The sequence below is a fragment of the Neorhizobium sp. T25_13 genome, assembly GCF_002968675.1.
Taxonomy (GTDB): domain Bacteria; phylum Pseudomonadota; class Alphaproteobacteria; order Rhizobiales; family Rhizobiaceae; genus Neorhizobium; species Neorhizobium tomejilense.
On sequence record NZ_PVBI01000020.1, the window covers coordinates 1 to 26,302 of the forward strand.

Annotated in this window: 34 protein-coding genes; 21 read left to right on the forward strand and 13 right to left on the reverse strand. The window is 62.9% G+C overall.

All coding sequences use genetic code 11. The features are described from left to right. Positions 1 to 101: 101 nt before the first annotated feature. The 9 genes from C5J22_RS28230 (at position 102) to C5J22_RS28270 (ending at position 6,450) form a co-directional block, all read left to right on the forward strand. Complete coding sequence (locus C5J22_RS28230; protein ID WP_105405395.1) at positions 102 to 539, forward strand: Na+/H+ antiporter subunit B; 438 nt, start codon at positions 102 to 104, stop codon at positions 537 to 539. After that, positions 539 to 916: a Na+/H+ antiporter subunit C gene (locus C5J22_RS28235; protein ID WP_105440959.1), complete on the forward strand. Its 378-nt coding sequence runs from the start codon at positions 539 to 541 to the stop codon at positions 914 to 916. The genes C5J22_RS28230 and C5J22_RS28235 overlap by 1 nt, the downstream gene beginning before the upstream one ends. Positions 917 to 1,240: 324 nt before the next feature. Further along, on the forward strand, positions 1,241 to 2,806 hold the full coding sequence (locus C5J22_RS28240) for a Na+/H+ antiporter subunit D (RefSeq protein ID WP_105440960.1): 1,566 nt from the start codon (positions 1,241 to 1,243) through the stop codon (positions 2,804 to 2,806). Then, positions 2,803 to 3,276 (forward strand): Na+/H+ antiporter subunit E, encoded by a 474-nt coding sequence (locus tag C5J22_RS28245; RefSeq protein WP_046631444.1) that lies wholly within the window; start codon positions 2,803 to 2,805, stop codon positions 3,274 to 3,276. The genes C5J22_RS28240 and C5J22_RS28245 overlap by 4 nt, the downstream gene beginning before the upstream one ends. Then, positions 3,273 to 3,677 (forward strand): cation:proton antiporter, encoded by a 405-nt coding sequence (locus C5J22_RS28250; RefSeq protein ID WP_105440961.1) that lies wholly within the window; start codon positions 3,273 to 3,275, stop codon positions 3,675 to 3,677. Before C5J22_RS28245 ends, C5J22_RS28250 begins: the two co-directional genes overlap by 4 nt. Beyond that, positions 3,674 to 4,018: a monovalent cation/H(+) antiporter subunit G gene (gene mnhG, locus C5J22_RS28255; RefSeq protein ID WP_037083993.1), complete on the forward strand. Its 345-nt coding sequence runs from the start codon at positions 3,674 to 3,676 to the stop codon at positions 4,016 to 4,018. The genes C5J22_RS28250 and mnhG overlap by 4 nt, the downstream gene beginning before the upstream one ends. Before the next feature lie 435 nt (positions 4,019 to 4,453). Then, positions 4,454 to 4,885, forward strand: a complete 432-nt coding sequence (locus tag C5J22_RS28260) for a MucR family transcriptional regulator (RefSeq protein ID WP_037083991.1) — start codon at positions 4,454 to 4,456, stop codon at positions 4,883 to 4,885. 313 nt (positions 4,886 to 5,198) lie between these two features. Then, positions 5,199 to 5,630, forward strand: coding sequence for a helix-turn-helix domain-containing protein (locus C5J22_RS28265; RefSeq protein ID WP_105440962.1), 432 nt, complete (start codon positions 5,199 to 5,201; stop codon positions 5,628 to 5,630). Then, positions 5,623 to 6,450: a DUF6456 domain-containing protein gene (locus tag C5J22_RS28270; RefSeq protein ID WP_105440963.1), complete on the forward strand. Its 828-nt coding sequence runs from the start codon at positions 5,623 to 5,625 to the stop codon at positions 6,448 to 6,450. Before C5J22_RS28265 ends, C5J22_RS28270 begins: the two co-directional genes overlap by 8 nt. Before the next feature lie 63 nt (positions 6,451 to 6,513). Here the strand turns inward: C5J22_RS28270 and C5J22_RS28275 are convergent, their stop codons facing one another. Then, a complete protein-coding gene (locus C5J22_RS28275; protein WP_245437525.1) occupies positions 6,514 to 6,837 on the reverse strand; it encodes a helix-turn-helix domain-containing protein in 324 nt (107 codons plus the stop codon). A 127-nt stretch (positions 6,838 to 6,964) separates the two neighbouring features. Here C5J22_RS28275 and C5J22_RS28280 point away from each other — a divergent pair, with 127 nt between their 5' ends. After that, positions 6,965 to 7,558, forward strand: a complete 594-nt coding sequence (locus C5J22_RS28280; RefSeq protein ID WP_105427581.1) for an NADPH-dependent FMN reductase — start codon at positions 6,965 to 6,967, stop codon at positions 7,556 to 7,558. A 97-nt stretch (positions 7,559 to 7,655) separates the two neighbouring features. Here C5J22_RS28280 and C5J22_RS28285 read toward each other — a convergent pair whose 3' ends face one another. Continuing rightward, entirely contained in the window at positions 7,656 to 8,417 is a 762-nt protein-coding gene (locus C5J22_RS28285) for an SDR family NAD(P)-dependent oxidoreductase (protein WP_105440965.1), read from the reverse strand. A gap of 155 nt (positions 8,418 to 8,572) precedes the next feature. On the opposite strand from C5J22_RS28285, the gene C5J22_RS28290 reads away from it, so the two are divergent. Then, positions 8,573 to 9,181 (forward strand): TetR/AcrR family transcriptional regulator, encoded by a 609-nt coding sequence (locus C5J22_RS28290; RefSeq protein WP_105440966.1) that lies wholly within the window; start codon positions 8,573 to 8,575, stop codon positions 9,179 to 9,181. Here C5J22_RS28290 and C5J22_RS28295 read toward each other — a convergent pair. Together C5J22_RS28295 and C5J22_RS28300 are read right to left on the reverse strand one after the other, a co-directional pair. Then, positions 9,178 to 9,600, reverse strand: coding sequence for a SufE family protein (locus tag C5J22_RS28295; protein ID WP_105440967.1), 423 nt, complete (start codon positions 9,598 to 9,600; stop codon positions 9,178 to 9,180). The genes C5J22_RS28290 and C5J22_RS28295 overlap by 4 nt on opposite strands. A gap of 231 nt (positions 9,601 to 9,831) precedes the next feature. Then, the gene (locus C5J22_RS28300; RefSeq protein WP_105440968.1) at positions 9,832 to 10,251 is read right to left on the reverse strand and encodes a DUF5330 domain-containing protein; all 420 of its coding nucleotides are present in this window, start codon (positions 10,249 to 10,251) and stop codon (positions 9,832 to 9,834) included. Positions 10,252 to 10,716: 465 nt separating this feature from the next. Between C5J22_RS28300 and C5J22_RS28305 the strand changes: the two genes are divergently transcribed. The 3 genes from C5J22_RS28305 (at position 10,717) to C5J22_RS28315 (ending at position 13,923) form a co-directional block, all read left to right on the forward strand. Next, positions 10,717 to 12,252, forward strand: coding sequence for a HAMP domain-containing sensor histidine kinase (locus C5J22_RS28305; RefSeq protein ID WP_172746803.1), 1,536 nt, complete (start codon positions 10,717 to 10,719; stop codon positions 12,250 to 12,252). Further along, the gene (locus tag C5J22_RS32005; RefSeq protein ID WP_105440970.1) at positions 12,224 to 13,135 is read left to right on the forward strand and encodes a peptidoglycan-binding domain-containing protein; all 912 of its coding nucleotides are present in this window, start codon (positions 12,224 to 12,226) and stop codon (positions 13,133 to 13,135) included. Before C5J22_RS28305 ends, C5J22_RS32005 begins: the two co-directional genes overlap by 29 nt. Positions 13,136 to 13,551: 416 nt before the next feature. After that, positions 13,552 to 13,923: a nuclear transport factor 2 family protein gene (locus C5J22_RS28315; RefSeq protein WP_105441005.1), complete on the forward strand. Its 372-nt coding sequence runs from the start codon at positions 13,552 to 13,554 to the stop codon at positions 13,921 to 13,923. A 227-nt stretch (positions 13,924 to 14,150) separates the two neighbouring features. On the opposite strand, the gene C5J22_RS28320 is transcribed toward C5J22_RS28315, so the two are convergent. Further along, positions 14,151 to 15,017: a LysR substrate-binding domain-containing protein gene (locus C5J22_RS28320; protein WP_105440971.1), complete on the reverse strand. Its 867-nt coding sequence runs from the start codon at positions 15,015 to 15,017 to the stop codon at positions 14,151 to 14,153. Positions 15,018 to 15,124: 107 nt separating this feature from the next. Between C5J22_RS28320 and C5J22_RS28325 the strand changes: the two genes are divergently transcribed. Beyond that, a complete protein-coding gene (locus C5J22_RS28325; RefSeq protein ID WP_105440972.1) occupies positions 15,125 to 15,517 on the forward strand; it encodes a tautomerase family protein in 393 nt (130 codons plus the stop codon). Between the two features lie 51 nt (positions 15,518 to 15,568). Here the strand turns inward: C5J22_RS28325 and C5J22_RS28330 are convergent, their stop codons facing one another. Together C5J22_RS28330 and C5J22_RS28335 are read right to left on the reverse strand one after the other, a co-directional pair. Next, positions 15,569 to 15,736 (reverse strand): Thivi_2564 family membrane protein, encoded by a 168-nt coding sequence (locus C5J22_RS28330; RefSeq protein ID WP_007772654.1) that lies wholly within the window; start codon positions 15,734 to 15,736, stop codon positions 15,569 to 15,571. Positions 15,737 to 15,875: 139 nt separating this feature from the next. Then, positions 15,876 to 16,211: a GIY-YIG nuclease family protein gene (locus tag C5J22_RS28335; protein WP_105405380.1), complete on the reverse strand. Its 336-nt coding sequence runs from the start codon at positions 16,209 to 16,211 to the stop codon at positions 15,876 to 15,878. Between the two features lie 127 nt (positions 16,212 to 16,338). On the opposite strand from C5J22_RS28335, the gene C5J22_RS28340 reads away from it, so the two are divergent. Continuing rightward, positions 16,339 to 16,683 (forward strand): DUF1491 family protein, encoded by a 345-nt coding sequence (locus C5J22_RS28340; RefSeq protein WP_105440973.1) that lies wholly within the window; start codon positions 16,339 to 16,341, stop codon positions 16,681 to 16,683. Between the two features lie 4 nt (positions 16,684 to 16,687). On the opposite strand, the gene C5J22_RS28345 is transcribed toward C5J22_RS28340, so the two are convergent. Then, positions 16,688 to 17,728 (reverse strand): DUF2336 domain-containing protein, encoded by a 1,041-nt coding sequence (locus C5J22_RS28345; RefSeq protein ID WP_205837235.1) that lies wholly within the window; start codon positions 17,726 to 17,728, stop codon positions 16,688 to 16,690. A gap of 658 nt (positions 17,729 to 18,386) precedes the next feature. On the opposite strand from C5J22_RS28345, the gene C5J22_RS31405 reads away from it, so the two are divergent. Next, entirely contained in the window at positions 18,387 to 18,563 is a 177-nt protein-coding gene (locus tag C5J22_RS31405) for a hypothetical protein (protein ID WP_172746804.1), read from the forward strand. 14 nt (positions 18,564 to 18,577) lie between these two features. Here the strand turns inward: C5J22_RS31405 and C5J22_RS28350 are convergent, their stop codons facing one another. Together C5J22_RS28350 and C5J22_RS28355 are read right to left on the reverse strand one after the other, a co-directional pair. Continuing rightward, on the reverse strand, positions 18,578 to 19,192 hold the full coding sequence (locus C5J22_RS28350) for a DUF1254 domain-containing protein (RefSeq protein WP_245440570.1): 615 nt from the start codon (positions 19,190 to 19,192) through the stop codon (positions 18,578 to 18,580). Positions 19,193 to 19,277: 85 nt separating this feature from the next. Beyond that, entirely contained in the window at positions 19,278 to 19,871 is a 594-nt protein-coding gene (locus C5J22_RS28355; RefSeq protein WP_105440975.1) for a DUF1214 domain-containing protein, read from the reverse strand. Positions 19,872 to 20,097: 226 nt separating this feature from the next. Here C5J22_RS28355 and C5J22_RS28360 point away from each other — a divergent pair, with 226 nt between their 5' ends. From C5J22_RS28360 to C5J22_RS28370, 3 genes are all read left to right on the forward strand, one after another. Beyond that, entirely contained in the window at positions 20,098 to 20,382 is a 285-nt protein-coding gene (locus C5J22_RS28360) for a type II toxin-antitoxin system RelE/ParE family toxin (protein ID WP_105441007.1), read from the forward strand. Beyond that, the gene (locus C5J22_RS28365) at positions 20,354 to 20,674 is read left to right on the forward strand and encodes a HigA family addiction module antitoxin (RefSeq protein ID WP_105440976.1); all 321 of its coding nucleotides are present in this window, start codon (positions 20,354 to 20,356) and stop codon (positions 20,672 to 20,674) included. The genes C5J22_RS28360 and C5J22_RS28365 overlap by 29 nt, the downstream gene beginning before the upstream one ends. Positions 20,675 to 21,019: 345 nt before the next feature. Continuing rightward, the gene (locus C5J22_RS28370) at positions 21,020 to 21,499 is read left to right on the forward strand and encodes a hypothetical protein (protein WP_172746805.1); all 480 of its coding nucleotides are present in this window, start codon (positions 21,020 to 21,022) and stop codon (positions 21,497 to 21,499) included. On the opposite strand, the gene C5J22_RS28375 is transcribed toward C5J22_RS28370, so the two are convergent. After that, positions 21,480 to 23,693, reverse strand: a complete 2,214-nt coding sequence (locus C5J22_RS28375) for a transglycosylase domain-containing protein (protein WP_105440978.1) — start codon at positions 23,691 to 23,693, stop codon at positions 21,480 to 21,482. The two genes, C5J22_RS28370 and C5J22_RS28375, sit on opposite strands and share 20 nt — an antisense overlap. A gap of 186 nt (positions 23,694 to 23,879) precedes the next feature. Between C5J22_RS28375 and C5J22_RS28380 the strand changes: the two genes are divergently transcribed. Further along, a complete protein-coding gene (locus tag C5J22_RS28380) occupies positions 23,880 to 24,341 on the forward strand; it encodes a YcgN family cysteine cluster protein (RefSeq protein ID WP_046668495.1) in 462 nt (153 codons plus the stop codon). An 11-nt stretch (positions 24,342 to 24,352) separates the two neighbouring features. Here the strand turns inward: C5J22_RS28380 and C5J22_RS28385 are convergent, their stop codons facing one another. Further along, entirely contained in the window at positions 24,353 to 25,354 is a 1,002-nt protein-coding gene (locus C5J22_RS28385; protein ID WP_105441009.1) for an NADP-dependent oxidoreductase, read from the reverse strand. 58 nt (positions 25,355 to 25,412) lie between these two features. Further along, positions 25,413 to 26,228: an oxidoreductase gene (locus C5J22_RS28390; RefSeq protein ID WP_105441008.1), complete on the reverse strand. Its 816-nt coding sequence runs from the start codon at positions 26,226 to 26,228 to the stop codon at positions 25,413 to 25,415. Positions 26,229 to 26,302: the final 74 nt, after the last annotated feature.

Genomic DNA, 26,302 nt, shown 5'->3' on the forward strand with positions numbered 1-26,302 from the left:
GCGAAGCCCCCTCCCCAACCCCTCCCCACAAGGGGGAGGGGCTTCACTCGACGGTCCCGTGGGGGCGTCCCTCGTGCGTGCCGCCCCATGGAGGTGTCCCAATGAACACTCTCATCCTGCGCACCGTCGCCCCGTCTCTTACCGCGTTGATGCTGCTGTTCTCCGTCTTCGTCCTGCTGCGCGGCCATAACGAACCTGGCGGCGGGTTCATCGGCGGGTTGATCGCGGCCTCGGCGCTGGCGATCTACGGCATCGCCTTCGGCGTGCCGTCGGTTCGCCGTGCGATCCGGTTCCACCCGATGGCGATCGCCGGTTTCGGCCTGCTGCTCGCCACCCTTTCCGGCGTGCTGTCCATCTTCTTCGGCGTGCCGTTCATGACCGGGCTCTGGGTCTATCCGGTCATTTTCGACGTGGAGCTGCCGCTCTCGACGGTGATGTCCTTCGATATCGGCGTCTATCTGGTCGTGGTCGGGGCGATTACCTCGATCGCGCTGGCGCTCGAACAGGAGCCGGGCTCCGACGTGGAAGGGGAGGATTGATGGAAGCGCTGTTTTCGATCCTGATCGGCCTGTTCTTTGCGGGCGCCATCTATCTCATCCTGTCGAAATCCACCGTGCGCATCCTTCTGGGCGTGGTGCTGCTCGGCAACGCGGTCAACCTGCTGCTCTTTACCGCCGGCCGGCTCACCCGCGAAGTGCCGCCGATCATCCCGGCCGGCATGGACGTGCTGTCGCCAGGCGCCGCCAATCCTCTGCCGCAGGCGCTGATCCTGACGGCGATCGTCATCTCGTTTTCCTTCTTCGCCTTCCTCCTGGTGCTGACCTACCGCGCCTACCAGGAACTCGGCACCGACGATACCGACGAGATGCGGCTCGCCGAACCGCGGCAGGAACCACTCCCGCCGCTGGGATACTGAGAGGATGGTTTTGCAGTTTGTCATGTTCTTTCCCGCCACCGGCTTTGAATCCCGCGGCACCCCCCTCTGCCCTGCCGGGCATCTCCCCCTCAAGGGGGGAGATCGAATCGTGGCGGCGCCTTGGCCTTCATCAACGACACTGATTGAACCTTCTCTTCCGGGACTAAGGCAGCTTGTGGCAGGTCAGTGCGCCCATCCGATCTCCCCCCTTGAGGGGGAGATGCCCGGCAGGGCAGAGGGGGGTATTCCGGCTTCGACGATAACCGTCCGGGTTCAACCGACAGCGGCGATATTCGCCGACAGCCCACCCGGAGGCATCCACTGATGGCCTCTCCTTCCGTCGACCTCTCCGCAGCCCTGATCCTTGCCGCCCCGGCGCTTCCCGACTGGCTGGTCGTTCTCCCCGTCGCGCTGATGATCGGCCTCGGTGCCGTGCTGATGATGGTGCGCAAGTCCGTCCGCCTGCATGGCGGCATCGCGATTGCCGGTTTGGCGCTGCTCGTCCTCCTCGATGCCGCTCTGCTCTGGCGCGTCTCGGTGCATGGCCCGGTCACCATGGTGATGGGCCGCTGGCTGCCGCCCTTCGGCATTGCGTTTACCGCCGACCTTTTCGGCGCGGTCATGGCGCTCGCCGCGGCCATCGTCGCACTTGCCGCCGGCATATTCGCGCTTGCCGATATCGACGCGAGCGGCCGGCGCTATGGCTTCTATCCGTTCCTGATGCTGCTGATGGCCGGGGTCACGGGCGCGTTCCTGACCGGCGACATCTTCAATCTCTATGTCTGGTTCGAGGTGCTGCTGATCTCGTCCTTCGGCCTCCTGATCCTCGGCTCTGAGCCGGAGCAGATCGATGGCGCGCTGAAATACGCGGTCCTCAACCTGATCGGCACGACGCTGTTCCTGATCGCGGTCGGTTACCTCTATGCGATCTTCGGCACGCTCAACATGGCCGATATCGCCCGCAAGGCGGCAGGCCTGCGCGAGACCGCGCCGCTGACGACGCTGACGGCACTGTTCATCCTGGCGTTTGCGATGAAGGCCGCCGCCTTTCCGGTGAATTTCTGGCTGCCGGCCTCCTATCACACGCCGCGCGTGGTCGTGTCGGCGCTGTTCGGCGGGCTGCTCACCAAGGTCGGCATCTATTCGCTGATCCGCGTTACCATCATGCTCTTCCCCGTCGAGCGCGAGGCGTTGAGCCTGATCGTCGCCATCTCGGCGGCGCTGACCATGCTGGTCGGTGCGCTCGGCGCCCTGGCGCAGAACGATATCCGCCGGCTCGTCGGTTACGTGGTCATCGCCGGGATCGGCAACATGATGGCGGGCGTCGCGATCGGCACGCCGGCGGCCGTCAGCGGCGCCATCCTTTATGCGCTGCATTCGGTGGTGACCATGACGGCGCTTTATCTGGTGGCAGGCGAAGCGGGTAGGCTCGGCGGTACCTGGGCACTCTCCGGCCTCGGCGGACTTTACCGGAAAGCGCCGTGGTTCACGGGCGCCTCCTTCCTGCTGTTCCTCGCCGCTTCCGGCCTGCCGCCGCTTTCCGGCCTGTGGCCCAAGGTGGCGCTCCTGAAAGCTTCGCTCGATATCGGCGCCTGGTGGCTGGCGGCAGCGATCCTCCTTTCCGCCTTCCTGGTGACGCTGGCGCTCGCCCGCGTCTTCCTGCTTGCCTTTTGGCGGCCACAGCCCGACCCTGTTCCCGAGGCTGCGGCTCCGGCCGGCTTGCCTATCGATTGGCGTATCGCCCTGCCGCTCGGCTGCCTGACGGCGCTCGTCGTTCTTTTCGGCCTGCTGCCGGAGCCGCTGCTCGATCTAGCCCAGAGGGCGGCGGAGGGGCTCGGCGAGCCCGCGGCCTATATCCAGTCGGTCTTCCCGGGAGGGACAGCGCGATGATCACCTATATCCTGTCACTGGTCTTTGCCGTCGTCTGGGTCGCGGTCACCGGCAGCGCCACGCTGCATAACCTGATCTTCGGTTTTGCGCTGTCGACGCTCGTGCTCTGGATCGTCCGCGACGAGATGGGCGCCCGCGGTTACTGGCGGCGGCTTGGCCGCATCCTGTCGCTGCTCGCCCTGTTCCTGAAGGAGCTGGCGCTGTCGGCCTGGAAGGTGGCGGTGCTGGTCGTCAGCCCGCGCATGGACCTGAAGCCCGGCATCTTCGCCTTTCCGCTGACCGTGACCCGCGATTTCGAGATCACCCTGCTTGCCAACCTCATCACGCTGACGCCCGGCACGCTGTCGGTCGACGTCTCCGAGGACCGCAAGACGCTGTTCGTCCACGCGATCGACTGTTCCGATATCGAGGCCACGAAACGCGACATCGCCAACGGCTTCGAGCGCAAGATCATGGAGGCGTTCCGATGACGACGGCTGAAACGATCATCTCCTACGCGGTCTGGCTGGCGCTTGTGGTGCTTGGCTTATCCTTCCTGCTCACCGTGTGGCGGGTGATCAAGGGGCCGACGCTTCCCGACCGGGTCGTGGCGCTCGACATGCTGACCGGCATCGTCATCGGCTTCATCGCGCTGATCGCGATCCGCACCGGCTTCACGCTCTATATCGATATCGCCATCTCGCTTGGCCTCGTCGGCTTCCTCGCGACCGTGGCTTTTGCGCGGTTCATCCTGTCGCGCGGCAACAGGGAGGCGCCGAAGGGAGACATGATGAAGACGTTCACGGCGTCGGTGCCCGAATCGCGACGCAAATCCGCGGCAAGGCGCCCATCCGGCACCGGGCCGGCCGTCCGGCGGAAGGCGAAGAAATGATGGATATTCTATTGGCCGCGATCACCGCTCTTCTGATCCTTGGCGGCGCCGGGTTCGCGCTGGTGGCGGCGATCGGCCTCAATCGTCTGCCGGACCTCTATACCCGCATGCACGCCGCATCCAAGGCGGGGACGGTCGGCTCCGGGCTCCTGTTGCTTGCGGTCGGCGTCCATGCGGGCGATCTGCCGACTTTTGCAAGAGCGCTTGCAGGCTTCTTCTTCTTCGTGCTAACGGCGCCGATTTCGGCGCATCTGCTCGCTATGGCAGCACACAAGGTTGGGTATCCACTTTGCGCTGAGTCCGTCCGGGATGAAATGAAGGATTACGATAAGCGAATATAATCCTTTCTGGCCCGAGTTATAACCCCGTCGCGACTGAGCAAATGCCCATCTATTCATCAGTAAAGCTGATGTAGGGGCGATATAGGCGGCAGAAAGGCTGGTAACCGGCAAAATTCGCACTTGGAGATGAAGCGAAGCAGTGGTACTTCATTACAAGTAGAGTGCAGATGTTGTTCTAGATTAGGCGTTCCCTCGTCATTTTGGTGAGTCGACAAGTTCTTCCGATGAGGAACAATAACGCCGTTCACACGCAAGGGAAGGTTCCAATCGAGCGCAATATCCGGTGTGAACCGTTTTCTTTTCCGCATGAAGCTTAGGGGTAGGCTTCGGTCGTAAGACGGCGGGGCGGCATAGGTTTTCTCCGGGAGACTCTACGAACGGGCAGGTGTCGCGGAGGTCGCGGGGCCAGCCAGTCACTTAAACAGGAGACAGGAAATGACAGACGTCGCATTGGGCAAAAGCCCGGATCTGCTGGTAGAGCTGACCGCAGATATTGTGGCCGCCTATGTGAGCAACCATGTTGTGCCAGTCAGCGATCTTTCGAATTTGATCGCGGACGTGCATTCGGCGTTGAGCAACACCTCTTCGCCGGCACCGGTTGTCGTGGCCATCGAAAAGCCGAAGCCCCCGGTTCCGATCAAGAAATCGATCGAGGATGACTATCTCATCTGCCTGGAGGACGGGCAGAAGTTCAAGTCGCTGAAGCGGCATCTGATGACTCACTACAACATGACGCCGGAAGAGTATCGCGAGAAGTGGGGCCTGCCGGCCGACTATCCGATGGTGGCCCCCGCTTATGCGGAAGCCCGCTCCAGGCTCGCCAAGGAAATGGGTCTCGGTCAGCGCCGCAAGCGCGGCAAGGCCTGATCCGGGCGACGCCCGACAAGGCAGGGAGGATTTGAGACCAGCCCGATGAGGACCGATCGCAACAGCGGCGGGGTGGCTGGTTTTGGCATCGACGTAAAGATGCGGATAAAGAACCGGGCCGATTGAGTGCCCGGTTTTTTCCTTTTTGAAACAGGCATCGCGGGGATGGGTAGAGGAAAAAAATCCCATTATCTTTCGGAAGCTTGTGCAAATTATCAACAATTTCAGCTTATAATTGCGTGGAGGCGGTTTCCAGCGTCCCCGTTTTTGCTCTAGGGTGTATGAATTAATTCCTATTAATTGAGGAGTTGTCATGCCTTTCGAGAGATATTTCCAGCCCTCCGTCCCGCCTTCCTCTTTGCCGTTTTCCCCGCCCGTGCCGCTGGATCCGGCCGGTTCGCCGATGCTTCCCGCCAGCCTGCCGCTCAAGAGCGCCTGCCGCATCGTCCGCCAGATGGTCTCGGAGCTGGTACAGCTTTTCGGCGATAGGGTGATGCTGCGCCGCGACCGGCGCCGGCTTTCCTGCCATGTGCGCCAGATCGCCATGTATGTCTGCCATGTGGCGCTCCAGATTTCGATGAGCGACATCGGCGAGGCTTTCGGCCGCGACCGCACCACCGTCGGTCACGCCTGCCACGTGGTCGAGGATCGACGCGACGACCTCGCCTTCGACGAGTTCGTCTCGGCCGTCGAGCGCATCGTCACCGCCGTTTTCGGCCTGTCGGAGGTGGCGGCCCATGACTGAGGCAAATCGGAAACCTGTGAAGGACAAGGCCGCGGACCCGACCCTCAGGCGGCACCTCCTGCGACTGATCCGCCAGCTCGCCCGCGGCGACTGCGCGATCGCGGCGGGCGGGGCGGGCGAGGTCAGGCTGATCGGTGCGGAGGAACGAACCTATCCTGAAGCGGTGATCGCCCAGGCCCGTTCGCTCGGCCTGGCGCAGCTTGGCGACGGAAGGATTGCCGCAAGTGCGGCGGCGTCCAGCTTCCTGCGCCGTGCGCTGGTGACGGGCGAGGAGGCCTTCGTCGAGCAGCATGGCGAGATCGTCGTGGCTTCGGCCGAGATCGACGGCGCCCGCCAGCCGGTGCGCCGCAACCTTGCCGAATCACCGCTCGGCGTGATCGCACGGATGAAGGACCGCGACGGAAAACCCTTTTTGCCGGCCGAAGCCTTGGAAGCGGGCGAGCGGCTGCTCACCGATTTCACCCGCGGACAGCTCCAGCCCCGCGTTACCGCCTCCTGGGAACCGCGGCTCGCCACCCGCGCCAAGGGCACCGCCGGCGGCCAGGCCGACATCGCCGACAGCGCGATATCGGCCCGCAACCGTTTTTCCAGGGCGGTGGAAGCGATGGGGCCGGAACTTTCCGGCGTCGCGGTGGATGTCTGCTGCTTTGCGAAGGGTCTTGAGACGGTGGAACGCGAACGCCAATGGCCGGCACGCTCGGCCAAACTCATGCTGCGCACCGCGCTGCTCGCACTTGCCCGCCATTATGCGCCGCCGGCTCCGGCAAAACGCCGCCAGAACCACCACTGGGGAGCCGAGGATTACCGGCCGGTCCTGTGACGGAAAAGACTTCTGAGGTTGACGCTGCAAATGCCGCCCGTGACCGGCTCCACAAGCACCGGCCTACTGCGCCGCCCGTTTCGCTGCATAGGCGGCGCGGGCGGCGTCGATCCTGGGGGAGTTCGCATGGGTCCAGTCGGCCAGCGCCTGGACCGGCTCCCAGAAATCCCGGCCGAGGTCCGTCAGGGCATACTCCACCTGCGGAGGCGTCGTCGGGGTGACGGTCCGCGTCACGAAACCATTCTCCTCAAGATCGCGAAGAGTGGAAGCCAGCATCTTCTGGCTGATCTCACCGATCTCGCGCTTCAGTGCATTGAAGCGAAGAGGGCCGTTCCCCAGAACGCGCACGACCAGAAGCGTCCACTTGTCGCTGATCCGGGCCAGCATGCGGCTGATTGGCCCGCAGGACACGGTATCCTCGCGGTTACCTGGTTTCCGAAAAGTGCTGTCTTGATGGGGCACCGGATCCTCGGATAGATGGTTACGGACAGAAACCGACATACATGAGGATACCATGGTTCCGAAGCCCAAAATCGCGGTCATTATCGGCTCTACCCGCCCCACCCGCTTTGCCGACAAGCCGGCACAGTGGATGTTGAAGCAGGCGCAGGCGCGTGACGACATCGAGGTCGAACTGATCGATCTGCGCGACCATCCGCTGCCGTTCTTCGACGAGATGGCCTCGAACATGTGGATGCCGAGCCAGAATCCGGAAGCTGTACGCTGGCAGGAAACCGTCGGCCGCTTCGACGGCTACATTTTCGTGGTCGCCGAATACAATCACTCGCTCACCGGCGTGCTCAAGAACGCCCTCGACCAGGCTTACAAGGAATGGATCCGGAAGCCCTTTACCGCCATCGGTTACGGCGGCACGGGCGCGTCGCGCGCCGTGGAACACCTGCGCGGCATTGGTGTCGAGCTGCAGATGGTGTCGACCCACGCAGCGGTCCACATCGGTGGCGGAGACTTCATGGCGGTCGCCCCGAGGGGCGGCAACAAGCCGATCGAGGAGATCGAGGCAAATCTGCTGGCTTCTGCCAAAACGGCGCTCGACGAGCTGGTCTGGTGGGCAAAGGCCACAATGGCCGCCAAAGCAGCGGAAGCCTGATCCCTTGACGCCAAATCCCTGAGCTTCGTTTGAAGCTCAGGGATTTTCAGGCTGGTGACCCGATCCAGACCTCTGTGTCGAAGCTCCGGCTCGGCGCTCAGATTCCGAGACCGCCGGCTACATTCACGGTCTCGCCGTTGATGTAGCCCGCATGGGGGCCGGCCAGGAAGCAGATGGTTTCGGCCACTTCCTCGAGTGTTGCGATGCGGCGGATCGGATGCATGTCGAGGATGGCGTCGCGGTTCGGAAGCTCGCCTGCAACGTCCGCGGCCATGTCCGTCGGCATGATGCCGGGCTGCACCACGTTCACGGTGATGTTGCGCCGGCCAAGGTCGCGGGCAATGCCCTTCGCATATCCGGCAAGCGCCCATTTGGTTCCGGTATAGTCGGCGACGCCGGGGAAGGGGACGTAGGAGCCGAGGAGGGAGCCGACGAAGATGATCCGGCCACCGTCGGTCAACTTTTGCGCCGCCGCGCGGGTGTTGGCGATCGTGCCGAGCACGTTGACCTGCCACTGGCGATTATAGTTGTCCCAGTCGAGTTCCGGATCGTCGACCATCTGACCCTGAATGGCGATACCGGCATTGTTGACGAGGATGTCGAGCCTGCCGAATTCCGCCATCACCCTGCCGATCAGGGGTTTTGCAGAAGAAAGGTCGGCCTGGTCGCTCTTGACCGCAATCGCGCGAGCGCCCTTTGCCCTGAGTCTCTCCACGACGGCTTTCGCCTTGTCGGCCGAGGCCGCGTAGCTGATCGCGACGTCTGCCCCATGATCGGCGAACGCTTCCGCCGTCGCGGCACCAAGGCCGCGCGAACCGCCGGTAATGAGGACGACCTTCCCCTTGAATATGTTGGACATGAGTATCCTTTCTCGATTCGACGAGGGTTCCGCTCGATCCTGCCAAGCGCCGCCCAATTTCATAACGTACGTTACGATAACGATCGGTATGAGATTTGACATGGCCGGTCAAGCGGTTTAATAACGATCGTTATGAAAATAACAGGACAGAGCTGATGGGACGCCATCGCGAATTCGATGTGGAGAAGGCGCTCGACGCCGCGTTATGCGTCTTCTGGCGCAAGGGCTATGAGGGTGCCTCCTATGCCGACCTGACGGAGGCGGCAGGTGTTGAAAGGCCGGCCCTCTATTCCGCGTTCGGCAACAAGGAAGCGCTCTTCCGCAAGGTTCTGGCACGCTATTACGAGCGTTATGTGGACTATCTTCCCGCGGCACTTCAGTTGCCCACGGCGCGCGAGGTTGCGGCGCACGTTCTCCAGGGTGCGATCGACCTCACCACCCGTTATCTCGACCATACGGGATGCCTCGCCATCCAGGGGGTGCTGGCGGGATCGGATGAAGCGGAGCCTGTTCGCCAGGCTTTGATAGAGTCGCGCGCCGAAGGCGAGGCGCAGCTTCGCGAGCGCTTCGAGCGGGCAAAGGCCGAGGGCGACCTGCCGGAGACGGCGAGGCCCGACACCCTTGCGGCATTCCTGATGGCCGTTCTTCACGGCATGGCGGTGCAGGCCAAGGCCGGCTTCAGTCGCGACACGCTGGAGGCCGTTGCCGAGCAGGCGCTCTCAGCCTGGCCCGCGGGCAGGGGGAGAGGGGGCTTTGCGCCCTAAGCCGCAGCCCTGATACGCGCCTCTTCCCGGATGCGCTTGACCATGGAACGCAGCCCGTTGGCGCGCTGGGACGACAGGTGTTCGACGAGCCCGATACGGTCGAAGATCTCGATCGCGTCTGTGGCGGCGATCTGGGAGGCGGTCCTGCCGGAATAGACGGCGAGCACGATGGCGACGAGGCCGCGCACGATATGGGCGTCCGAATCGCCGTCGAAGGTCATCACCGGGTCGGCGCTGCCGTCCCCGAGATGGCTGACCAGCCAGACCTGGCTGGCGCAGCCCTGCACCTTGTTCTCCGCGATCTTCTGGTGCTCGGGAAGGTCGGGCAGCGCCTTGCCGAGTTCGATCACGTAACGATAGCGGTCTTCCCACTCGTCGAGGTATTCGAAATCTTCGATGATCTGCTCGAGGCTGGCCATAAGCGCTCCGGTTCTTCTATCCGCTCCATATAGGCACTGCAGGCCGGGATAAAAGCAAAAAAAACGCCGTGAGGGGTAATCCTCACGGCGTCAGCAAATGCTGAATGACAGGGCAGGCAGATCAGGCACCGGGAACCGTGGCATTGAGAGCCCGGTGCAAGCTTTGAAATTCGGTTTCGGATCAGACGTCCGGTATCAGGTCGATCTGGTGCGCCGACCTGATGCGCGGGATTAGTGGGTAGGCCGTTTCTGCGGGACCGGCACGGTGCCGGTGAAGATCGTGTCGGCGCCGGTGGCGGCTGCCGTTTCGGCCTGCTTGGCCGGGAATGGGGTCGGGTCCGGATCGGCAAGCACCGCGGTCCGGGTGCCCTTGTCGCCGAACTGCTTGTCGAGCAGCTCGAAGGCGACCTGGGCGCCTTGCCTGGCCCTCGTGCCGAGCGCCGAGAAGGTTTCGGCACCCTTTTCGCAGACCTCAGGCTTTTCGGTGCAGATGGCGCTCACATATTGATAGGCTTCGGTCGCAGCCGAAAATGCATTGCTGACCTGCAGGGGCGAAAGCCCGTCGGTCTCGGTCGCCGGCTTGCTGCTGAAGTAGGAGAGTACTACCAGCACCGCCGCGAACCACATACTTCCCTTGATGAGAAACCACATCGTTCTATCCACCTGTTTTTCCCGCTCTTGGGTATCGAGCGGGCCGCCGGATCTGTGCCGGTCTTGAACATGGTTGTACCGCCGGGAAGCAAATATGGCTTTGACGCGATCGTTCGGTTTTTCGGCAAATTTGCTTAAAATGCGAAATATCGGCATTTGCAGCGTCTTTGTCGCGAACTTGAATCGAATTTTAGCGATCGATGTTAAGCATAATTGCGGCGGTCCGCCCGAAACCTAGGGCTTTGTCGGGCGCCGGTTTGCCACAAAGGTTAACGCATTGCGAAAAATCGAAGCAAATCCGCCGCTTACGTCGCGTTAACCACAAACTCGGAAGGCTTGGCCCTTCTGTCCCAAAGCCGGATTTTGGCCCATTGCGGGACTTCCAGACACCCCTTCTTTTATCCTTTCCTTAAGCCACGGAGGCCTATTGTCGGCTTCGATAAACGAGTCTGTGCAGGGTTTTGCGTGCGCGTATTGAGTAACATTGCCGGAAAGGCGGTCATGCTGGTCGACGAGACCGCAAGCCGCTGGCTGACGCGCCTCGGCGAGGGCGACACCGCGTGTCCCGGTGAAATTGCCCAGTTCCGCCGGCTCGTGTTCTGTGGCCTTGCCGCATTCGTCACCGTGCCGCCGGCGCTTGCGCTGCTCTTGCCGCCGGCGCTGGCCCTGCCGGTCGGCGTTGCGCTGGTTCTGTCGCTTTTCCTTCTGGCCGCGGCCGCCTCCTTCGCTTTCCCACGCCATGCCGTGGCGTCCGTTGCCGCCCCCCCGCCGGAAGACGCTGCCTTTGATGCGATGCCGGGCCTGTCGCTCATTCTCGATCCGCATGGCCTGCTGGTGAAGACCGGCGGCCGTGACCAGCATCTGTTTCCGCCAAGCCTGCGCGAGGCGGCCGGTGAGCCGCTTGCCGAGCGCGTCCACGTGTCCGACCGGATCGGCCTCGTCCAGGCTTTCGACATGCTGCGCCAGGGTGTGCCAAGCGCCGCTGCCGATATCCGCATCGAGCGGCCGTTCTCGGCGGCCGGCCGCCAGTTCCTGTCCGTTCGCCTCGACATGACCGCCATCCGCGACGGCGAAGGGGAGCTCCTCTACGTCCTGGCGCAGGCGCGCGACATGTCGGAAGAAGAGCAGCTCCGTCTGGAAGCCGCGGCCAATGTCGCCGAGGCGCGCTCCGCCCATGAGGCGAAGTCGAGGTTCCTCGCTGCCGTCAGCCACGAACTGCGCACCCCGCTCAACGCCATTCTCGGTTTTTCAGACGTGCTCATCGGCGAATATTTCGGCCGGCTCGAAAACGACCGCCAGCGCGAATATGTCGGCCTGATCCGCCAGTCCGGCGGTCATCTCCTGTCCGTCGTCAACACCATGCTCGACATGTCGAAGATCGAGGCCGGCCGTTACGAACTGCTTGCCGAACCCTTCGCCATCGCCGAAGCCGTGGAAACCTGCCGTGCCATGCTCGATCTGACCGCCCGCGAAAAGGGCGTGACGCTGACCAGCCGCGCGCCGCGCGGGCTCGGCGAAGTGATCGCCGACCGCCGCGCCGTGCAGCAGATCCTCATCAACCTGGCCGGCAACGCGATCAAGTTCACCGGCCCCGGCGGCGTCGTGTCGATCGACGCCGTGCTCGAGGGCGATGACGTCAAGATTTCGGTCAGCGACACCGGCATCGGCATCGCGGCGGAAAAGCTGCAATATATCGGCCAGCCGTTCATGCAGGTGGAAAACGCCTATACCCGCACCTACGAAGGTACCGGTCTCGGACTTTCTCTGGTAAAAGGTCTGGTGGCGCTGCATGGCGGTCGGTTCACGATCGTCAGCCGTCCGGGCGAGGGGACCGTGGTGACGATCTCCCTGCCGGCAGACGGCTCGGGCGTCGAAGCAAAACGGGATGACTCCCGGGAGGAAAAAGTCGAATTCCCGCCGCGGCTGAGGGCAGCCCGGCATGCGGCCATGATGGACGAACAGGATTTTATCGATGACCGCGCGGAAGCGAAAATCGCCTGACAGGAAAAAACCTGTCAAGCAACCGGGCATTCTGTCGAGCCTGCTATTGGCGGGAGCGCGGGCTGCTGCGCGCCGGCCGAAGGCCCTGTTCGGCTGCGCTGCCTTCGGCATCGTCTTCTCCTTCGTCGCCGGCAATGCGCTCTGGTACCAGCCGGGCGGCCATCCGTCCCCGTTCCTCGCCACCCGCGATTCCAAGAACCCGAACCAGATCGCCGGTTATCGTCCGGCAAGGCGCACCGCGCCCGCCGACGTCACCACGTTTCGTATCGAGCGGGCAGATCCGAACGTTGTAGCTCCAGCCGCCGCGCCGACCGCAATGCCAGCCGCAGCACCTGCCCAGCCGGCAGCGCCCGCGCCGATGCCGCGCCCGGCGCCGCAGCAGGCGGCCGTCCAGCCGGCAGCACCCCCTGACGCTCAGCCCGCAGCGCCAAAACCCGCCGAGACAGCACGCGCCACACCGGCCGCGCCGGCAAGGCCTGCGCCGTCCCTGGTCCAGCCGCCCCGGCCTGTCTCCCCGACCCGCCCGGCCGAAAGCGCCAATGCGCGCGGCGAAGACCCCGTGGCCGCCGCAATCCGCGCCTCCGAGCGCAAGCCGACGATGACGCCGCCCGCCAATATCCCGAACGGGGCCTCCAGTTCCGGCAGGCCCGTGGCCACGCCCGTCTCCCAGAAGCCGAACGCGCCCGTTCAGCCTACGAACCTGGTACTGCAGATCCAGCGCGGCCTGTCGAACATCGCCTACGCGGATGTCGAAGTGGACGGCGTCGCCGGCGCCCAGACCAAGGCCGCCATCCGCCGCTTCCAGCGCCACTACCGCCTGCCCGAAACCGGCGAGCCCGACGAACTGGTGCTGAAGAAGCTGAAGTCGATCGGCGCGCTGTAGGGCGCCTGCGCCCAATCTCCCGAATGTTCTCTTGTTTATTACGGCCGCTTTTGGCCCGAAGCAGTCATAGTCGGCACGATCTCTGAAGGGCTGCTTTGCGCCTTCATTGCGGTCATTCAACCCGATCTTGCGATGTCCTGAAAGCTACCGGTCCGATTGGTCACTGAGCCCGGCGAACCTAGAAGACGAAGCCGCCAAAGTTCATCACGAATTCTGGCCGAAGCATCTGGGCAAGACATAGTCTCTTTCGTCCGAAATGCTGCTGGGGCAAGCATCGAGGTGGTGTGTCTGGGCCAGTCGGTCGCATCTTTTCAAATTGGTCTTCACCCATTGCCCGCGCAGTAATGCACCTTCTGCAGAGCGGGAGGAAACATGGTAGGATCGCGAGCCCGCTTTCCCTACTGATGGAGACCGTGATGGACTTGCTTCGACGGCTGAGGGATCTGTGCGATGCCTTCAACGCTCATGATCTCGATCTGATCATGACCTACTTCGCTGAAGACTGCATATTGGAGATGCCACGCGGGCGCGATCCATGGGGGGCTCGCTTGGAAGGCAAGACCAAGGTGCGAGAGGCTCTGGCGTCGCGCTTTCAGGGTCTGCCTGACGTTACCTACAACAACGCTGAGCACTTCGTTGATGAAGCATCCGGAACTGGGATATCGAGATGGACCCTCATGGGTACGTCGGTTAACGGGACAAAGACGGAAGTCCAAGGCTGCGATCTCTATACGTTTCGGAATGGTCAGGTGATCCGCAAAGATTCCTATTGGAAGATCGTCGAGTAGCTACAAGACCAGATGTTGACGTTCTTGAAGTGCCTCAGTTTTGAGCCGTCGGTCAACTGCCGGCCCCAATTTGGTCACTCGACTAAGCCGACGCTGTGTCCGCTTCTGGCGCAAAGTCGCCACGGTAGCCCCCACGCCTGGCGGCGTTTGCTGCCGACTGCCGGACATATGCCGCCTCGTTTTGCCACATTCCCGAATGTTCGTGTTTCCAGCGGCGAGCTCGTCGCTCAACGCATCGCCACCGCTTCCAGCACCAGCCGTTTCAGCTCTTCGGCAGGTGGGGCGAGGCGAGTTTCGGCGACGTGCAGTGCAAGCTCGATCGCGCCGAGATCGGGCAGGCCCGCTTCTTTGGCATCAAGCGCGGCAAGCTGCGCCGGTTTGCCCTCGACGATCCGGGGGGTGACGCCGAGCCCTGCAGTCACGGCGGCCCAGAGGCCGGCAAGGCTCGGGCTGGCGAACGCGTGGCGCCAGGCGATGCCGTTGCGATCGAGCGCATCGATCGCGGCCTTGCGGAAGGCGCAGGGTGGATCGAAGGCGACGATCGCAAGTGAGTCTCCTGGCATATGCCGGAAACCATCCGGACCGATCCAGGCGATGTCCCGCCTTGCGACGATCTCCGCCCGCGGGCTGGCGAGCGTGCCCCAGGTCAGCGCCACGTCGAGTTCGCCTTTGTCGATCGCCTGCACCATCGCGACACCCCGGTCGACGCGGGCCTCGACCCGCACCTTCGGATGGATTTTAGAAAAGCGGCCGAGCAGGTCGGGAAGCCAGGTTTCGGCGAAATCCTGCGGCACGCCGATCCTGACCCAGCCTTCGAGCTTGCCGACGCCGCGCACCGCCGCCCGCGCCTCGTCGTTGAGTTCCAGGATGCGCCTGGCATAACCAAGCAGGATTTCGCCTGCTTCGGTCAGCACAAGTCCGCGCCCCTGCTTCTGCAGCAGGGTTTCGCCCACCTGTTCCTCGAGCTTCTTCAATTGCAGGCTGATCGCCGAAGGCGAGCGGCCGAGCCGGTCGGCCGCCTTGGCGAAACTGCCGAGCTCCAGGCCGAGGGCGAAACTTCTCAACGTGTCGATATCGAGATTGATGGGCAACATGATCGTTGAGTTCTACAAAACGGTTTGTTTGAAACTTCGCGATTTTCAAAACGATTGTGCCGAGAGAAGATAGCGGCGTCAACAGAAATCCAAACAAGGAGAACGTCATGCCCTTCGTTCACGTCATCATCGCCGGCAAAAGCATCAAGCCGGAAGCCAGGCGCCGGCTGCAGCAGGAAACCACGGTGCTGATGAACACGATCATGCGCAAGCGCCGCGAGGTCACGGCGGTCCTGGTGGAGGAGGTCGATCTTTCCGGCTGGACGGTCGGCGGCGAGCCGCTGGAAGTGGCCGCCCATGTGGAGGCCAATGTCACGCTCGGCACCAATACGGCCGAGGAGAAGAAGCGTTTCATCGAGGCGATGGACGCCCTTTTGAAGCAGAGCCTCGGCGAGATACCGCCCGCGACCTATGTCATCGTCCGCGAGGTCGAGGCCGACGCCTGGGGTTTCGGCGGGGTGACGCAGGAATACCGGCGTACAAATGCGATGACGGCGTGATCCTCACCGCCGGTTGGATGGCGCCCGGCATGGCCGGGCGCATCTCTGCCCTTAGAAAACGGCGAGGTATTTCAGCAGCGAAATGATGCCGATGATGATGATGATGATCTGCGCGATCTGCTTTGCGCGGCCATCGATCGGCAGGCGCGCGACGAGATAGAGAACCAGGACGATCACCAGGAAGGTGATCAGAATGCTGATCAATGCGGAAGTAGCCAAGCCCCAAACTCCTTTTCATGACAGTGCCGTACGACACCGCCTGTGTAGATATGGTGCATCGGGCGAAAGGAAAGGGCGCGGCGGGGCGATTTTCCGTTTCTTCTCAGGGACTTCCGTGGCCTGGCTCCCGTGGAAGGGCTCAGACCGCCTCGGCGCCGAGCTCCCAAGCCCAGTGCAGATGTCGGTCCTTGAGCGTCCGGTCGCGCAAGTAGCCGGTCAGCTCCTCGTCGATCTCCTCCAGCCGCTCGATCGCGAAATCCTCCGGCCGGTTGGCATTCCAGGCCGCCTGCAGGCTCTTGCTCACATGGCTGCCGTGCCGGAGCGTGAACCAGATGCGGTTCTGGATCTTGTCGAGGTCTCCGGAGCGGCCGATCCATCGCTGCCCCATGGGTGCAAAACGGATGGCATAGATGCCGGCTGGCGCCTTGCGTTCCTTGTAGGCGGAGATCGCCGCTTTCCTGTCGATGGTGTTCATGTCCCGTGCCTTCCTTGATGGAAGTGCAGCTAATATCATCCGGGTAATATTATGGCAATAGTTATATCCGGGTAAAATTGGTGCGAGGCAGGTTTGCGCCCGGTCCCGAAGCACCGTATGAGGGGCCATGCGCCTGAAATCCGAAATCGTCGTCTCCGCCATGATCCGCCGCGTCTTCGGGCTCGGCGGTTTTGCCGCCGTTGAAAAGAAGGGTGCGGAGGCGGCGGGCGCGATCTTCATCCGCCAGCGTTTTCGCGACGGGCTGGAAACGCTTTATGCGCCGGCGCCGCAGAATTTCTTCGGCGACGAGGACGATGGCGGGCGCAAATTCGAGGTGAGGGCGGAACGGGCCGAGCCGGAAGCCATCCGCGAGGTGCTGTCGCGCGAAATGCGCTTCGATCCGGATCTCTGGCTGCTGGAACTGGAGATCGACGACGTCGCCGATCTCTTTGAAGTGGTGAAAGCGATCTGACCGGTCAGCGCACCCGGTAGAGGCCGTTGAGCGGCTTGCGGGCGCTGGCGGTGGTGCGAACCACGCGCGGCTGGCGGCTGTCTTCTGCACGGTTGTCGGCGAACATCGGCTGATGCTGCTGTTCCGGGTAGGTGTAGCTGTCGGCGCGGCGCCAGGCCTCGACGCGTTTACCGCATTCGTCCTCGTCGAGCGCGTCCCAGAGCGCGGTGGCACGTGTCACCCCGTCCTGTTCCGCACCCAGATGGTCGTAGAGCCGCTGCAGGATGAACAGCGCATCGCCCGTCTCCATCGCCAGGCCCTTCAGCGTCGCCGCGAGCTGCTGGCCGGAAATGTCGAGCATGATCCGCTCCGAAAGCCAGTGGCTGGCGGAAAGCGTGTCGGCAAGCACGGTCGCAAACAGCCCGGTCTCGCGGTTGCGGGCGAAGCGGACGAGCAGCGCCTCCTGGATCGGCGACAGGTTGCGCAAGCCCAGCCGGTCTGCGGCGGGGCGGTCGACATGGCCGGCGAGCGCCTTGATGCGGTTGCGCAGCAGTTCGTCGCGCGTGTTGCGCTCGGCCTCGTCGACCATTTCCGGCGTCGGCCTCAGCGGCAGGAGCGCGTTGAGGTTTTCGGGCGCATCGCTGCGCTTGGTGCGGTCGTGGCGCAAGCCCACCAGCGCGTCGATCACCGTCGGCGACAGCGCCTCGCGGCGCACGATGGCGCGGGCATGCGCTTCCCCTTGGGTGCGGGCGATGGCGATCAGCGCATCGTCGGAAAGGCAGGTCGAGGAGGTGAGGAAAGGTGCTGCAACCGCGATCGGCTGGCTGGCGATGAAGAAGGCGACGGCCGGCGGCACGGTCTTGCATTGCGAGAGCGCTGCGACCGCATCGCGGCGGGCCTCTTCGGACGATGCGGAAAACAGGGGTGCGAAGAGCTCGGCGAACTGTCGAAGTTCCGACCGCGAAGGGTACGGAAGACTTTCGAAGCTCGTCACGGTGGCCATCAGCACCACATCCTTTTTACGCATGGCCTGGGGCCTCTCAAGGTCTCGAAACTCATTCGTCACTGGCAAACTCGCAATCAACGCAAAACAAATCCGGAGTGCCGAACGCCGATCAGGTGTGCCGGAAAAGCTCGCCTGGCGTTCTCATCGTACCTTGCCTGGGAAACTCCCGGTGGCGCGCCGTCCGCTCACGCAGCTGTGAGAACATCTGCAGAATGGGGTCGCCTTGGTTTAACCGGATGCTAACTCTTGGAGGGTTAACGGTCTGTAAAAATGGTTCGTTTCGATACGCCGGTAATTTCTTGCAGTGTCGCTGTTTTGCCAGGAAATTGCAGGTCCGATCGACGCCTTCAAAGGCTGTGAACCAAACCGATGCTTCTGCGTTTTGGGGTCGGACAACAGACATGTACCGGTAGCAAGTGCTATATTAGCAGTAATACATTGTTAACGGTGGTCTGGCTGAATCCAGGGGTAACCGGCGCGTATTTGCCGCGTTTCAAATGCCGGATGGCCCCGCGTCCCTGGGACCTTCCCGATAACGGCCGGTTCAGGCGGAACCGGTCGTTCATGCCGAAATGTCGTTGCGCTTTCGAACAAGGCGCACAGGCGAGAAAGGCGCGGATGCCCGGACTTCTGTCTCGGGAAGCGTCAGGCCCTTGGAGAGGGCAGGGTGAGATCGGTCCGTCTTCATCCGTCTCGAATTCCTTGAACGGAGACGAGCATGGCAGAGATCGTAATACTGAACAGATGGCGCAGCGAGCATGCGCGCCGGCCGCAGATCAAGATCGGCGAAAGCGACAACGCCGGGCAGCTTCTGCTGTTCACCGGCGTGCGATACGAACGTTTCGAGGATTTTGGCGACCGCAAGGCTGAAAACCACGCGGTGCGTGCCGAATAGTCGGCAAACGGAGATCAGAACCGGCTTCGGGAGCGCCATTCGAAGGGCGCGCAGGTAGCCTGGTTCAGGAATTGCGACACGATACCCGCAAAGCTTGGTTGCGGGACGAGACTTCTCAAGACCACATATCCCTCCTCCGCCCGTGCTTCCACCAGGATCGACTGCGAAACCGCCTGCGGCAGCGCCTTGCGCAATGCCGTCAGCTGCATCGGCGACGCGATCACCACATCCAGCACGCCGCCGGCCGACGTCCGGTCATTGATGCTGAACACCTCGTTGGACGACTGGTCGTAGACGCCGAGCGACCAGAAGGGCACGCCGCCATTTGCGGCCGCCAGCCTCACCGGCCCTTCCGAGATATCGAAGGCGCAGACCGTCGCATCGACGAACGGGTCGTCCTTGGAAAGCCCGGCCCGGTCCGGCTTCTCCCCCAGCCGGTAGAAACGATAGATCTCGCCTTCCGCCAGCACCCGCGTATAGGCGTCGCGCTCGCTGAAATCGGGCAGCGCCAGCACGATGATCAGGTGCAGCAGCGCCGCACCGACGAGCCCGGTGATCACCGCCAGCAGAACCTTCAGTGCAAAACCCCGGGAATCGGCCTTCCGGGACGCGAAGTCCCTGGACCCCAATCCCAAACCTCTCGGGCGCAGACTTCTAAATCCCAGCCTTCTAAACCCCCAGCGTCTAAATCGCGGACTTCCGAACCCAAGACTTCTAGACATTGCCGCACCCGGTCTTCTCGATGCGCGGCATGGTAAGGTCGATCAGCCCGGAGCTGCCGGCCGTCGGCGTGTCGAACAGCGTCAGCGTCAGCCGGAACGTGCCGGGCGTCGTGACCGCCAGCCAGTTGCCCGGCTTGGCGGTTGCGGAAATTGCGATGTCGAAACCGCCGTCGCTGCTGCTGTTGCGCAGCACGATGCGGGAATTGAGTGCGGTCGGCAGGTCCGATTGCGCCGAGGGCGGGGCGGCACCGGGGGCTGCGGCAAACAGCGTCCAGAAACGCGCCGGCGGCGTGTGGCCGGTGAGGCGATAGGAGCAGTTTCCGGTCAGCCGCTCGCCGGCCTGATCGACCGAGGCGATGAAGGTGAGGCCTTCGGCGCTCGCGTAGATGAGCTTGCCGGCGCTCGCCCGGTGCGACTTCGCGTAAGGGTCCGCCTGCGCGTTCTGCGCGTCAGGAAAGGCTTCCCACGAGCCGAGCTTGATCGCACCGAAACCGATCGTGGCATCCAGTGCCACAAGCGTGGACCATATCCCGCCGCCGAAGGCGATGGTGAGCGCGATCGCGATGAGGAAGGGAACACGGAACACGGGTTTGCTTTGGCCCTCGGACAGCTGTGCCAGAGGGTTAGCATTGATTCTAAAGCATGTCGCGCAAAAGTGTGTGGCGGTTTTGCGATAACGACATGCGTAAAAACAAAGACCTCTAGCGTGTCGTGATCCGAAGGATCGCGGCACGCTAGAGTGCGAAGGAATGGGCCTGCCGGCGAAACCCGGACCCGTTGCACGCTATAACGCATTGCGTTATAGTCTCCACATGCTCATGGATTTTGCCGATCGCGAAGCCGAACGGATCTGGTCCGGCAGGAAAAGCCGGGAATTGCCCGCGGATATGCAGTCGGTTGCGCTGAGAAAGCTGCGTCTTCTCAATCAGGCCCGCGCGTTATCGGACTTGCGCATTCCGCCCGGAAACCGCCTTGAAGTCTTGAAAGGCGACCGTTCGGGGCAGTTCTCGATCCGCATCAACGATCAATGGCGTATTTGTTTCATCTGGACCGAAGGAGGGCCTGCCCATGTCGAAATCGTCGATTACCATGGTTGAGACCGAATGGCTCCCGAACCCGCATCCGGGAGAAATCCTGCTGGAGGATTTCCTGAAACCCATGGAACTCAGCCAGAACGGACTGGCGCGTGCCATCGGCGTGCCGCCGCGCCGGATCAACGAGATCGTGCTCGCCAAGCGGTCGATCTCCGCCGATACCGATCTCCGGCTGGCTCGTTATTTTGGCATGTCCGAGGGCTTTTTCCTCGGCCTCCAGGCGGATTACGACCTGATGCAGCGGCGCCGCGAACTGGGTGACGCCTTGAACAGCATCGAGCCGCGCGCAGCCTGATCCCTCAAGGCCAGCATTGATTCCACTGGAGCAACGGATATGCGTGTCTTTTCGGCACGCTCGTCCCCATGACTTCGGCACGAGGCCGAATCACTCCCTATAAGTCTGCCGTAAGACGCCCGCCGCCCTTCCTCCCAGCCCCGCCTGATCGACGGCGAGAAGCCGCTGCCTGTGCCGGGATCGGCCATCCAAGGCCTTTGCGTACCATTCCCACACAGGAATGATCCGAGGGTTAACCCTTTGATAAGGTTATTCCGAGCGGTTCCTGTGACTAAAAACCGCCGGTATCTTGCCCGGTTCATTCCTTGGTTACCGTGTCTGCGACGACGTTCCGGAGCAGAGACGATGAGAACATGGATGATGGCGAGCGGTGCATTGATAGCCGTGGCTGCTGGATTTTCGGGTGCCTATTACCACCTGAAACCGGCGCCGGGGCCTTCGAGCCCGAAGGACATTTCCCTCGACTTCATGACGCTGACCGAAAGCCAGCCGACGGAGGCGCGCCGCGCCATCGTCGACGGCATCGAGATCTGCCTTCCCCAGCCGGCGCGGGAGGGTTGGACAAGCCCGCCGGTCAAGAACCTCGCGGTTGACAGCTATATCCGCTTTTTCGACCTGATGGGGCAGGAGGTGGGGCAGGCCGAGCGCAGCGCGGAATTCCGGGCCTGGCTTTCGCAGGCAGGCGGCGGCCTGTCGGAGCGGGACCGGATCGCCTTCGGCAAGCTGACCGAGGGCGGCCTGCACGAAGGCGTGACCGCGCTCTGCGTCGCCGCGACCATGCGCGGCAAGCTCGGAAGCATGGGGCTCAGGGGTTTCTGGAACTGACGGTCGTTGCCTCGGCGAGCGAGCCCGTCGCGGTCTTGTCGGCCACCTTGGCGGTGGCAGGTCCGAGCCGCCCGGCCTCTTTCAGCTTTCCGGCGATCTGCCGCAGCAGCCGGGTGGATTCGGCCGACAGGGAACGCGGGCGGATGAGCGCCTGCAATCCGGTATCGGTGGTGCCGTCCTTCTTCTTGGCGACGGCGTTGCCCTTGTGGTCGCCGGTCGGCAGCGGATTGTCGATGCCGGGAATGGCGCGCAACTCGATGCCCTGGTGGGCATAGTCCATCACCGTCTTGAAGGTCGCGGCCGGCAGCGAACCGCCCGTCATGTTGTCCATCGAGGTGAAGTCGTCGTTGCCGAACCAGACGGCGGTCGTGTAGTTGCCGGTAAACCCGATGAACCAGGCGTCGCGATAGCCCTGCGAGGTGCCGGTCTTGCCGGCCGTGACGATGCCGCCGTCGAGCGCCGCCCTGCGGGCCGTGCCGATCACCGGGATCTGCGTCAGGATGCGGTTCATCGACGATGTCGCCTGCTCGGAGAGCACGCGTTTGGCCGGCCGTTCGTCGCGGTTGAAGTCGTAGAGCACGTCGCCGCCGTAGCCGAGAACCTGCTCGATGCCGTGGCGGCGCGATTCCATGCCGCCGGCCGGCATCACGGCGTAGCCCGTCGCCTGGTCGAGCACCGTCATTTCCGACGTGCCGAGCGGGATGGTCTTGTCCTTCCTGAGCGGCGTTTCGACACCGAAGGCCTTGGCGGTCTTCACGATCACGTCGGTGCCCAGATAGTCCTTGGCGAGCCTGACCGGCACGGTATTGAGCGACTGCGCCATGGCCGACAGCAGCGTCACCTTGCCCTTGTAGGAGCGCGCGTAGTTCTGTGGCGACCAGCCGTTCCAGGTGATCGGCGCGTCCGAGATCGTCGATTCCGGCTTGAAGCCGTTCTCCATCGCCGCCGAATAGGTATAGAGCTTGAAGGACGAACCCGGCTGGCGCAGCGCCCTGGCGGCGCGGTTGAACTGGCTTTCGCCGTAGTCGCGGCCGCCGACCATGGCGCGCACGGCCCCGCCGTTCTCGATCATCACGAGCGCGCTCTGCTTGGCCTTGAAGCTCTCGCCATATTCGCGGAGGCTCGATTCCACCGCCGATTCCGAGGCCTGCTGCAGGCCCATGTCGAGCGTCGTGCGCACCACGACCGAATGTTCGTGGAACTTGCCGGCCTGCGCCAGCCGCTGCACTTCGTCGAAGGCCCAGTCGAGGAAATAGTCCGGCGCCTTGACGTCGGCGCGGTCGACGACGGTCGCCGGGCCGCGGCGGGCGGCGATCACCTGACCTTCGGTCATCATCCCGCTCTGCACGAGGTTGGAGAGCACTTCGTTGGCACGGGCGCGGGCAGCCGGAAGGTTGACATGCGGCGCATATTTGGCTGGCGCCTTGAACAGGCCGGCCAGCATGGCGCTCTCGGCAAGGTTCACTTCCGCGATGTTCTTGCCGAAATAGAATTGTGCCGCGGCCGCTGCCCCGAACGTGCCGCCGCCCATATAGGCGCGGTCGAGATAGAGCGACAGGATCTCCTTCTTGGAGAGATTGGCTTCCAGCCACAGCGACAGGAAGGCTTCCTTGATCTTGCGTTCGATCGACCGTTCGTTGGTAAGGAACAGGTTCTTGGCAAGCTGCTGGGTGAGCGTCGAGCCGCCCTGCACGACGCCGCCGGCTTTGGCGTTTTCGCTCATGGCGCGGGCAAGGCCGAAGAAGTCGATGCCGAAATGGTCGAAGAAGCGGCGGTCCTCGGTCGCCAACACCGCCTTGATCAGGTGGTCCGGCAGTTCGTCGATCGGCACGGAGTCTTCGTGGATGATGCCGCGATGGCCGATGATATTGCCGTAGCGGTCGAGGAAGGTGACCGCGAAATCGCCACGGTTGCGCCAGTCCTCGTGGGTTTCCTCGAAAGCGGGCTGGGCGAGCGCCAGGAGCACCACGAAACCCGCTGTGCCCAGGGTCATCGCCTCGCCGGCGAGTTCGAAGCCGAGGCGTTTCCAGCCGCGCACCCGAAACCGGCGGAAGAAGATGGTGATCTCCTCCCAGATTTCGCCGAGCCGGAAACCGAGATTCCAGACGGTGGAATCGATCCAGGAATCGATGCGCAGCAGCAGGTGGCGCTTGCCGCGCGGCCGGTCGTCGGATGACTTTGGCTCGTCCTGCACCTTCGGAATTCCCTGCCCTTTCGATGAGATGTGCTTGACGCGATCCCCGCAAGGGATCAAGAGCTCTAGCCTCTCACCGTTAATCAGCTTTAGCTGACAAATGGTTGATGCGCGATATCAAAATCGCAACAGGTAAAATGCAGATGCGCGGATTTGTTCCGCCCTGCCGCAAATGTGATATCCACGATGACCGACGAACCTTTCTGGAAGACCAAGCGGCTCGACCAGCTGAGCCAAAATGAATGGGAGAGCCTGTGCGACGGTTGCGGGCTCTGTTGTCTCAACAAGCTCGAGGACTGGGACTCGGGAGACGTTGTCTTCACCTCCGTCGCCTGCCGCCTGCTCGACGGGGAAAGCTGTCGGTGCAAGGACTACCAGCACCGCCAGGCGACCGTGCCGGACTGTATCCAACTCACCCCGACGACGGTCAACGAGATCGCCTGGCTGCCGCCGACCTGCGGTTATCGCCTCGTCCGCGACGGCGAGGACCTCTACTGGTGGCATCCGCTGGTCTCGGGCGATCCGAACACCGTGCACCAGGCCGGCATCTCCGCCCGCGGCCGCACGGTCAGCGAAAACGAAGTCGATGTGGAAGATTTCGAAGACTACGTGGTCGACTGGCCGCTGACGGTGGGCGAGGAACGCTAGAGGACGCGGCGTCACTTCACTGCGATGACGACCTTGCCCTTGGCGCGGCCTGTTTCGACATAGTCCAGCGCCTCGTTGGTCTTGTCGAACGGGAAGACCCGGTCCATCACCGGGCGGATGTGGCCCGCCTCGATCAGCGAGGTGATCTGTGCGAGCTGGCCGCCGTTCGCCGTCATGAAGAGGAACGAATAGCCGATCTGCCGGCGTCCCGCTTTTCTCCTGATGCCGAAGCTCAGCAGGCGCATGACCTGTTGAAGCAGCCAGCCGGAGCCGTTCTGCCGGGCGAAATCCGGATCGGGCGGGCCGGAAATCGAGATCAGCTTGCCGCCCGGCTTCAATACATTCAAGGATTTCTCCAGCGTATCCTTGCCCAGGCTGTTCAGCACGACGTCGTAGCCCTGCAGCACCTTCTCGAAGTCGTCTTTCCTGTAATCGACGACGACGTCCGCCCCGAGACTTTTCGCGAGGGCGACATTGGCCGTGCTCGTGGTCGTCGCCACATGGGCGCCTAGATGCTTGGCGAGCTGGATCGCTATCGTGCCGACGCCGCCGGAGCCGGCATGGATCAGGACTTTTTGCCCCTTCTGCAGGTTGGCGCGCTCGACAAGGACCTGCCATGCCGTCAGGGCGACAAGCGGAATGGATGCGGCCTCCACCATGGTGAGATTGCTGGGTTTTCTCGCCACATCGGCCTCGTCCATGGCGATATATTCGGCAAACGTGCCGATGCGGTCCTGGGCCGGACGTGCATAGACCTCGTCTCCCGGCTTGAATTGCCGGACCTTCGCCCCGACCCGGACGACGACGCCCGCCACATCATTGCCCAGCACCAAGGGAAGGCGGTAGGGCAGGATAAGCTTGAATTCTCCGTCCCTGATCTTGTTGTCCAGGGCGTTCACGCCGGCGGCATGAACCTCCACCATGACGTCGTTGTCGCGCAATGCCGGCTCGGGTATTTCGCTGGGCCGCAGGGCGCCGCCTTTGCGATAGCGATCGATCAGGAATGATTTCATCGGACTGACTTCCGTTTCCGTGCTGGCCGGCATCGCCGGCGGGCTCTGCGATGAATGCTCAGGCGGGAAGCCCGTTGAACTTCCGAAGGTTCTTGTCGACGATGGTTTCGGGCAGGAAACGACGTATGAAACGGACCTGTCCTGCCATTTTTCCGGCAGTGTAGCGCCGTTTGGGCAATGCCGCATTGGCGGCCTTCAGGACGGCTTCGGCGACCACTTCCGGTGCATCTCCCTTCGCGACGGCTTCCTGCATCAGCCGTTCCGCACCGGCGCGAACTGTATCATAGACGGAAAGCGGGCGGTCCGCGCGGGTCAGGTTCTCCTCGAAGGCGGTGCGGGTCAAACCGGGCTCGACAAGCACGACGCGGATGCCCTGGTTCCGCACTTCATGGTCGAGAGACTCCGAGTACCCTTCGACGGCGTGTTTGGTCGATGCATAAAGGCCGTTGAAAGGAGCCGGGATCAGCCCGAGTATGGAACTCAGGTTGACGATGCGGCCCTTCTGCTGGCCCCTCATCACGGGCAGGACCGCATTCGTCATCCGGATGGTGCCGAACACGTTGACGTCGAACAGGGCCTTCGCCTGCTCGATCGTGGATTCCTCGGCACCGCCAAGCAGGCCGACCCCGGCATTGTTGACGAGAAGATCGATCCGCCCCGCGCGGCGCAGAACCTCGTTAACGGCACGTTCGACGGATGCATCGTCGGTCACGTCGCAGACCAGCATCGTCACCCCGTCCGCCGTGTCCGGCATCGGCCTCCGGCTGGTGCCGAAGACCTGATAGCCATCCCGCCGCAGCGCCTGCGCCGTCACCAGTCCTATTCCTGAGGAGGCACCCGTAACCAGGGCAACGCCACGTTTTTTCTTGCTCATCGGTTTCGCTTTCATTTTGTGATGGAACATCGTTGAGCGATCAGTTACTATCAAATCCGTATCAAGTCACTACT